Genomic DNA, 8,476 nt, shown 5'->3' on the forward strand with positions numbered 1-8,476 from the left:
CCAGCATATATGGGACCAAATGAAAACTTCCCAGCAACAATGCCAGCTATGGACTATCCAAAATTCCAAGGTAATGGGCCAGTTGTTTCACCTTATGCTACTGGACCAAATACACCTATGTATCGTGATTCATCTGAGCCTTATTTTGATCCAAATTCGCAATTATTTACTCCTTATGCTCATAATCAGTCATCATACGGAGTTCCATATTTTGAGGAAGATGAAAATTAAAAAAGTTACCTTGAAAAGACGATTTATTTTTAATCGTCTTTTTTTATTTTCCCAATCATTCAGTAGCTAAATACAATGAAGCAGTTTTTTACTTATTATGAGTTTCATCCCATCAATTAACAATTTAAAAACTCCCTAAAAAGGTCATCCTAACTTTGTAATACATTTTTAGTATTACAATTAGCTGTAATTAAAGGGAGGGTTTTATATTGAATAAAAAGGGTCTTATCGTTGCTACAGGTACCGTGTTAACAGCTTTATCATTAGCTGCTTGTGGAACAAACAATAATGCCATGAATGACCACAAAAGAAACGTTGGTTATGAAAAAGTTGATTTCAATAGACCGACTAACCCTTATGCGGTTAATTATCGTTATGAAAACGTTAACTATCCGAATAACAAAGATTATTTCAATAAGAAAAACGTTCACTACGGAAATGATCGTATAAATGAAGGTTTAAGTAGTGAATATTCGAATGATGGCTTAATCCATAATGGAACTTATGGAAGAAATGTCAATTATACGAATAGAAACTACAATATGGATCAAGTGCGTTATAATAACGATTTAAATACAGCTCCTGTTGTACCTTATACAAATATAAGTACAAACGCTAATATGACAACTGGTGAGCGAAAGTTTGCAGACCAGATTTCTAAACGAGTAGAACGAATGTCAAATGTAGCCGACGCAAACACGGTTGCTGTTGGTGACCAGGTACTTGTCGCAGTAGATTTAGTAAATAAAAATGTTGATGAGAGCGCAACTCGCTCAAAAATCAAAGACACATTGTCACCATATACAAGTGGTAAAAAAGTTTATATAACATTCGATGGGACAATTAGAAACAATTTAAATAACGTCCCGAATGCTACAAAGAATGTATTATACGATACAAAAGAAAATGTTAAACATATGTATCGTAATGTAAAAAATGATGTAAAAGATGCGACAAAACCTAACCGTTAATCTACTAACTAAAAGGAAGAAGCTTTTGCTTCTTCTTTTTAGTTCTATTTTGAATTGTTTAACAACTCGATTGATATAGAATAAACATTATGATAAAGTGATTTTTATATTGACCAAAAAACCGTATTGGCCATTGGTTTAAAATAGAATTTGAGGTGAGTTTTTTTGAAAAAGCAAAATATTTTAGAAGCTGCCACAAAGTCATTTACTATATTTGGGTATAAGGCAACTACAATGAGTCAGATTGCAAAACAAGCAAATGTAGGAAAAGGAACGATCTATACTTTTTTCAAAAATAAAGAAGAATTGTTTGATGAAATCATCAATAACTTGATTAATGAAATGAAATTTTTAGCTGAACAATCAATTCGTGATGAAGATTCATTCATTGAAAAGGCTCATAAAGGGATTGAAGTTTTCATTGCATTTCACAATGAACATGAATTAACAATAAAATTACTTCAAGAACAAAAAGAATTTGGAACAATTGCTGTGTACGACGCTTTAAAACGCTTAAATAATTCAATTATATTATACATACAAAAGAAAATTGAAGAAGCAATCGCCAAGAAAGAAATCGTTGAATGTGATCCTGAAATAACTGCTATGGTAATGTTTCGACTTTATACAACATTAAAAATAGATTGGGAGAAAGAACATGATGCACTTACTCCTAAAAAAATCACTGAACTATTTAATTTTTATATTTTAAATGGTTTGTTGAAAGGGCAGGAATAGAACGTATTGGGGGAGAAATTTTTTGATCACTAAATTAAATAATAAAGACATTAAGATAGCAAATTTAATTTTAAATGTACAACTACCGGCATATAAAGTAGAGGCAAAGTTAATTAATTTTGAAGGAATCCCTCAATTAAAAGATAATGCACAGAGCATTACAGACTCAAACGAGATCTTTATTGGTTATATGGATCAGAATGAATTAATGGGATTCTTAGCTTATTCAGAAAACGAGGATGAATACCAAATATGTAGATTGGTCGTGCATACTAATTACTTTAAGCAAGGTATTGCTAAAAAATTAGTAGGTAATTTTTTAAATAATATAGTCAAAACGAAAAAAGTAATCGTTTCAACCGGATCAGAGAATTATCCAGCAATTAACTTATATAAAAATTTTGGTTTTAAATTCAAATCAAAAATTGAAGTGGCCCCAGATTTCTTTATCACTCTTTTTGAAATTTGAGTAGCTATTTAATTTTCATGTTTTTAAACTATCCTAAAGAATCTTTAGGTTTTTTTTATTAGGTCTGTTAGATATATTGTTGATTTTCTTATTTAGCTAACTGACAGATTAGTGGAATAAGGAATGATACAATATTTAACATGAAATATTGAACTTTTTTGAAAGTGAGTAAAATTATATGAATTTAAAAGACTATCTCAGCGATAAGTTTCCAAATGTCGAATTAATTCCAAGTGTTTATTATCAATGGGACTTTGGTATCCACTTTTCACTTGGAGGAAATATATATCAGTTTAAAAAACATGATGAGTTAAATTTTGATAGGTTTAGACTTGTATATAAACAAACTTCTACAATATTTAATGAGCTATTTGAAGAGGATGATGATTTATTTCTTGTAACTAATCTGTATAAGCACAAAACTAAAGAAAAACGAATCAAAAAATTGAATGTCTATAAGCGTTTTCTAAAGAATAAAAATGATTTAAACAAAATTCAGGTTAAATCATTTCCATATCCGTTCGAGATGGACGATGCTGAAGAATATGAAATGCAACAATTTTCGTTAAAATGTAAACGGAAAGATTTCAATGTACATCAATTACTTAAGGCAGCATGTAATGAAGATTTCCCACCATTAAACCCAAGGTTTGGTGGATATTCAATTGGTTATCCAGATGTTTTTTTTGTTAATGTCACTAAAGATATTATTTTCTTCATATATGACGATAGAGGTTTTGAAGTGGTTGCACGTAATGTAGAAAGATTGCGGTTGCTTTATAAAAAGTATTTTGATTGGGTTGAAGATGTAGATAGAAATAGGATTGAGAATGGATTAGGACTTAATAAGTAAATCTTAAAGCTTCTTATGCAACTAACGCGTTGCTTTCGTTGTACAAAATGAGTTGCTTTGGCAGCTTATTTTTTTATTCAACAAAATGGCAATTTAGTGGAATAAGGAAGTAAATTTTCATGAGCCTATTGATTGATTAATACTTTTTGTCTTAATGATAAATAAGAATAAATACACAAAAATGAATGAAATATAGATCATTAAGAATAATTTAAAGCAGGTGTTCTAAGTGAGTAATGAAATTAAAAAACAGGATGTAATGAAGTTATTAGTAGGAGCATGTCCGTCATATAAAAAAAGATGGGAGGCATATCTAAAAGATAATTATGAACAAAATGAAGAACAATTATTGTATTTAGATATCTCTGATTTTGCACGACATGTAGCTGAATTACATAAAAAAGGACAATACGATGATTTCCCAGCTATATTTGAGTTGGTTGAGCAATTGCACATCAATGGAGATGAAGTTGTTAAAGAAGCTGCTACCATTGGATTACTTGAAGATATACAACAGTACGCAGGGAATCACGATGGAATAAAAAAATTCTTACTTCCTGAATCATTAAAATGGTGGAATAATCTTGATGACTTTTGGAGTAGAAAGCGACCATATGTTGGTGACGCACCTGTAAAGTTTGTTTCACCAAATCAGAAAAAAATTGCTCATATTTTCAATCGAAATAATGGCGATACGTTTAAGTATGAATTATATATTTTAGATGAGGACAAAGAATTATCAGACTCTTCAATAGTTTGCTTTGCGTCAGATCATCTTTTTGATGTCACATGGTTAAACGGAAAGACATTACAGGTCAAATGTGCGAGAAATGCGCAAAACGATATTGTGAAAAAACGGATAAATGATATAAAAATTCAGTATACGATTAAAAAAAATTAAGAGAACTGTGTTTATTTATAAAATATATTTAAGCTAGGCTTCTTATTCAACTACTATGAAAGTACCATAGACTTCCATTCACTGTGGTGAATCTGAGGGTTCATGGTTGGCTAATGCATGCGTTTATTGCATAAGTAAATAATTTAATAAAAAAACAAAGGGAAAAGAGCTTCCCTTTGTTTTTTTAAAAATATTTGAACTAACTTTTATACTTATGCATTAAAAGCTTTATTCAATGCTTCCAATCCATCTTTATATATACCATGGAATAAATCGATGACCTCTTCATCACTTACACTCACAGGTGTAAAACTACCTGACCACTCAACAATTGATTTATTTTTATCTGGATGTTCAAGAACTTGAATAGTTGATAGATAGTTAGTCGCTGGGAATGGTGCTTTCATAATCGAGTAGGTATATAAACGCTCTTTTTCATTGAATGCTTCTAGGCGTTCAATAATTACATCGCCATCTGGGTTCGCTAAACTACGAACACGACCACCTTCACTTAGTTCACTAGTTGGGATATATGGTAACCAATCTGGTAATGTATTAAATCCGCCAATTAAATTCCATACTTGTGTTGCTGAAGCAGGGATTTCCATTGTAACTTTTGTATTTGCCATTGTATTCACTCCTATTGTAGTTATTTAAGATATTTAAGTGTTAATTCTTGCGTTATTTAACATCAATTGGTAGTGGTGCATTTTCAGCAACTAATTTATGTTCGCGCATTTCATGCCAAAATGCAGCTGGAATTACTTCATTTAATGCAGCTTTGTCTTCAGCGATACGTTCTGGTTTACTTGCACCTGGGATTACTGATGCAACTGCTGGATTTGCTAGTGAAAATTGAAGGGCTGCAGCTTTTATACTAATACCATGTCGTTGTGCAATGCCTTTAATTTTCTCAACCTTTGCGATAATTTCAGGTGATGCTTTTTGATATTCGAAGTGAGTTCCACCAGCTAAAATACCTGAGCTGTAAGGACCACCAACGATAATATCAACATTTTGTTTAGCAGCTTCTGGCATTAATCGATGAAGTGCACGATCATGATCAAGAAGTGTGTAACGTCCAGCCAATAAACTAACATCAGGTTTGTGTTCACCTAATTCTAATGCAATTTCGATAGGTTCTACTTTATTTACGCCAAGTCCCCAAGCTTTAATAACACCTTCTTCTCGTAATTGAGAAAGGACGCGGAATGCTCCAGTACGAGCAATTTCAAACTGCGCTAACCACTCGTCACCATAAAAGTCTTGTGCAATATCATGAACATAGACAATGTCTAAACGATCAGTTTTCAAACGATTTAAACTATCTTCGATTGATCGTAATGTTGCGTCAGCACTATAATCGTTTACAAGCTTATTCTTACGTCCGAATTCAAATAGACCGCCTTTTTCTCCTAAGTCACGTGCAGTAGGATCTTCTAGTTCATCAAGAATTAAACGACCAACTTTCGTACTTAGTACAAATTCATCACGATTGTATTTTGATAATGCTTCTCCTAAACGGATTTCAGCAAGACCAGCACCATAGAATGGAGCAGAGTCAAAGTAACGTATGCCACTATTCCATGCAGCATCAACCGTTGCGATTGCTTCTTCTTCTGGGATGTTACGGAACATATTTCCTAATGGAGCAGTACCAAAACCTAATTTTCCTTGAAACAAGTTTTTCTCTTTCATAAAAATCCTCCTATATATACAGGTCTTCATGAATAACATGAAGATAAGTAATTAATTTTTTTAAAGAAAAGAGCCACGCTTATAATTTGATGTTTATAAGTAACCTCTTCTCTACAATTGCTATTATTAAATAAAGTAAAAATAAAAAAAAGAACGTACTTTTAAGTACGATAGAAACCTTCTGGTACCATAGGAACCTATAGGTAACATAAGAACCAAACATATATAAATGTAAAAATAGAGAGGTAAAATATAATTTGATAGAGACGAACCTATAAATATGGATTCGTCTTATTAAGTTATTTCTGTTTACTTTTTTAATTTTTAACTGTTTTAGTTTTTAATCTCAGCTTAAACCTTGTGAGAGAACGACTCACATACAGTAGCTAGAAATGAATCAAGTGCAGGGGAAATCCACTTATCTTTATGCCAAACCATTTGAGTGACAGCTTTCAATTCTGAGAAATCCATCGGAAGGGCTACTAATTGACCTTTATATCCAATCTCAATTGGGACCGTTTTTTTATGCAGCTAACTGGCGGGATAGTAGCATAAGGATTCAATAACAATAATAGGTATTTTCCAACAAAAGGCCAAAATGTGTTATCGTTAAAATGTGATTTTTAGAGTAGAAACATGAGAAAGGTGTGCGAAGTGTGAACAAAAGATTAATTTTGATTTTATTTACTGTGATTTTAGTATCTGTATTTACAGGTTGCGGAAAAATCACTGAACAGACTTCGGCAAAAAAAGTGCAATCTATAACGAGCACGGCTTCTAAGACTGTTGAAGCCAATAAGAGTACATCTGCCGATGACACAGAAAAACCAAAGAGTGAAAGTGAACCGAAAAAAAGTGTTCCTGCTTCTAGCACTTCAAAGGTAACAAGTACAACAAACGGATTTGATTATAGCAAATATACCCTAATTGTAGTAAATGGCGGGGATATGTCAGGATATAGACAGCCGAATGTCAAAGTAGATGTCGGATATGGAAAAAGGGAATATTGGGCGTATACAAATGAGTACGGTCAGTTAATTCGTGTTGAGGCGAAAAAGATAACACTTCAAAATTCGAATACTGATCATGTTTTATCATCAGGTAGATATTATTCTGATGAAGCGAATGTTCCTGGTACAGAGAGTCCGATCTTGGATAAAGGGCATGTGATTGCTGACTCGCTTGGGGGAGTATCAAACGCATATAACATTACACCTCAGGACAGCAATCTGAATAGGCATGGCGATCAAGCTTATATGGAAAAAGTGATTCGGGATGCAGGAGGTTGTACTGATTTCGTAGCAGTAATTCAATATCCAAATAATAAGACGCAAATTCCTAAACATTATAAATTCACTTACAAAATTCAGGGCAGATCCATTACAGATGAATTTGACAATGTAAACCCAGATAAAGTGAACAAAAATTTAGGGAAAACGACAGGTACCAACAGTACCCCACCGAAAACAAACAATGTTCCTGCTAACAAAACGAAAAATAGTAATGAAGATATTAGTAAAGTGGATACAAATCGTAATGGAAGAGTTACGATCGCTGAAGCCAAAGCAGCTGGCTTTAAAATGCCAATTACGCGCGATTCATGGCTCTATAAATATATGGATGACCGTGATGGTGATGGTTTAGTAGGCGAATAAATGGCGTTATACTAATTCTATTTTTATTCCCTTGATAATTTGTTTTCAGTGTTTTGAACTTATCAATTTATTAAAACAGCATCATTGTTATTTTAGAAATATAGTGTTTCTTATGTAACGAACGAATGCTTTAGTTAAAAAAGTTTACCCAAAGGTTGTCTCATTAGGCAGCCTTTTTTTAGTACAGAAATCAACATTTAAATTTAACTGAGCCTTTAGAAAGAAAAAAATATAAAACACTTGGATAAAGTAAAAATGAATGGTCAAACTAAAAAAGCTTTATGATTTTGTCTAGGGGAGTGGATGTTTGTGAAAAAGTTTATTTTAATGTTTGTTTGTTTAATAGCACTACTACTAATTCCGGCACAAACTGAAACATTGGCAGCACATCATAATATTCATCGCCAAAGTACGACTAATAAGGGAATTACAATCATTTTACATAAGGTGTATATAAACGGTGAAGTGATTGAAGAAATCTATATTAATCAACATAAAACACTTGGACAAGTAAAAAAAGAATTTAAAGGTTGGAAAGTTATAGAAGAAAATGATGATCAAATTGTGTTGATGAAAAAAATAAATGATCTTTCTCCTACGTTGAAGTCGAAAGGTTATTTAGGAATCAATTCAAGTGGGATGTTAAACTTATATATTGGAACGCCAAGTGGGAATAATATTATTGAATCTTTTTTTCAAATTGATACGAATAAATTAGAAGTAAATAAACAAAAAGAACTTGAAGAAGGAATAAAAATTTCGACTAAAAATCATTACGATTATCTATTACATTACTTAAAAGAGTATGAAAGAATTATAAATTAAAATTTGGTAAGTCATAAAGAAATCCACAAGAGTTTTTTCTTGTGGGTTTTTTATGCTGTTGGAAAAAGGACTTGTCAACAGAGGAGCAATATTTATCAATGTAAAGGAAGCTGTCTGATGTTGATTTCCACTACA

10 protein-coding genes are annotated in these 8,476 nt (G+C 32.0%); 8 read left to right on the plus strand and 2 right to left on the minus strand.

Annotated elements, in window-relative coordinates:
• From CN601_RS27145 to CN601_RS27150, 6 genes are all read left to right on the plus strand, one after another.
• Positions 1 to 231: hypothetical protein (locus tag CN601_RS27145; RefSeq protein ID WP_179865687.1), on the plus strand; the 231-nt coding region annotated here is incomplete at its 5' end.
• 209 nt (positions 232 to 440) lie between these two features.
• Positions 441 to 1,202: a YhcN/YlaJ family sporulation lipoprotein gene (locus CN601_RS24995; RefSeq protein ID WP_098121382.1), complete on the plus strand. Its 762-nt coding sequence runs from the start codon at positions 441 to 443 to the stop codon at positions 1,200 to 1,202.
• Positions 1,203 to 1,367: 165 nt separating this feature from the next.
• Complete coding sequence (locus CN601_RS25000; RefSeq protein WP_098172709.1) at positions 1,368 to 1,940, plus strand: TetR/AcrR family transcriptional regulator; 573 nt, start codon at positions 1,368 to 1,370, stop codon at positions 1,938 to 1,940.
• Between the two features lie 22 nt (positions 1,941 to 1,962).
• Positions 1,963 to 2,409 carry a GNAT family N-acetyltransferase gene (locus CN601_RS25005; protein WP_098172710.1) on the plus strand — a complete coding sequence of 149 codons (447 nt, stop codon included), beginning with the start codon at positions 1,963 to 1,965 and terminating at the stop codon, positions 2,407 to 2,409.
• Between the two features lie 178 nt (positions 2,410 to 2,587).
• Entirely contained in the window at positions 2,588 to 3,262 is a 675-nt protein-coding gene (locus CN601_RS25010; RefSeq protein ID WP_098172711.1) for a DUF3885 domain-containing protein, read from the plus strand.
• Positions 3,263 to 3,491: 229 nt separating this feature from the next.
• Positions 3,492 to 4,163, plus strand: a complete 672-nt coding sequence (locus CN601_RS27150; RefSeq protein ID WP_179865688.1) for a DUF7674 family protein — start codon at positions 3,492 to 3,494, stop codon at positions 4,161 to 4,163.
• 212 nt (positions 4,164 to 4,375) lie between these two features.
• On the opposite strand, the gene CN601_RS25020 is transcribed toward CN601_RS27150, so the two are convergent.
• Together CN601_RS25020 and CN601_RS25025 are read right to left on the minus strand one after the other, a co-directional pair.
• Complete coding sequence (locus CN601_RS25020; protein WP_098121386.1) at positions 4,376 to 4,792, minus strand: SRPBCC family protein; 417 nt, start codon at positions 4,790 to 4,792, stop codon at positions 4,376 to 4,378.
• Positions 4,793 to 4,844: 52 nt separating this feature from the next.
• A complete protein-coding gene (locus tag CN601_RS25025) occupies positions 4,845 to 5,861 on the minus strand; it encodes an aldo/keto reductase (RefSeq protein ID WP_098121387.1) in 1,017 nt (338 codons plus the stop codon).
• Positions 5,862 to 6,508: 647 nt separating this feature from the next.
• Between CN601_RS25025 and CN601_RS25030 the strand changes: the two genes are divergently transcribed.
• On the plus strand, positions 6,509 to 7,516 hold the full coding sequence (locus CN601_RS25030) for a DNA/RNA non-specific endonuclease (protein WP_373605007.1): 1,008 nt from the start codon (positions 6,509 to 6,511) through the stop codon (positions 7,514 to 7,516).
• Between the two features lie 309 nt (positions 7,517 to 7,825).
• A complete protein-coding gene (locus tag CN601_RS25035; RefSeq protein ID WP_179865690.1) occupies positions 7,826 to 8,341 on the plus strand; it encodes a BofC C-terminal domain-containing protein in 516 nt (171 codons plus the stop codon).
• The last annotated feature ends 135 nt before the right edge of the window (positions 8,342 to 8,476 follow it).

Origin of the sequence: Bacillus sp. AFS017336, from assembly GCF_002555445.1 — a bacterium.
Taxonomy (GTDB): Bacteria; Bacillota; Bacilli; order Bacillales; family Bacillaceae_G; genus Gottfriedia.

Excerpts from the sequence above, each read along its gene's own strand:
- CN601_RS25025 (WP_098121387.1), bottom strand. The coding sequence starts at position 5,861 with ATGAAAGAGAAAAACTTGTTTCAAGGAAAATTAGGTTTTGGTACTGCT.
- CN601_RS25010 (WP_098172711.1), top strand. The coding sequence starts at position 2,588 with ATGAATTTAAAAGACTATCTCAGCGATAAGTTTCCAAATGTCGAATTA.
- CN601_RS25020 (WP_098121386.1), bottom strand. The coding sequence starts at position 4,792 with ATGGCAAATACAAAAGTTACAATGGAAATCCCTGCTTCAGCAACACAA.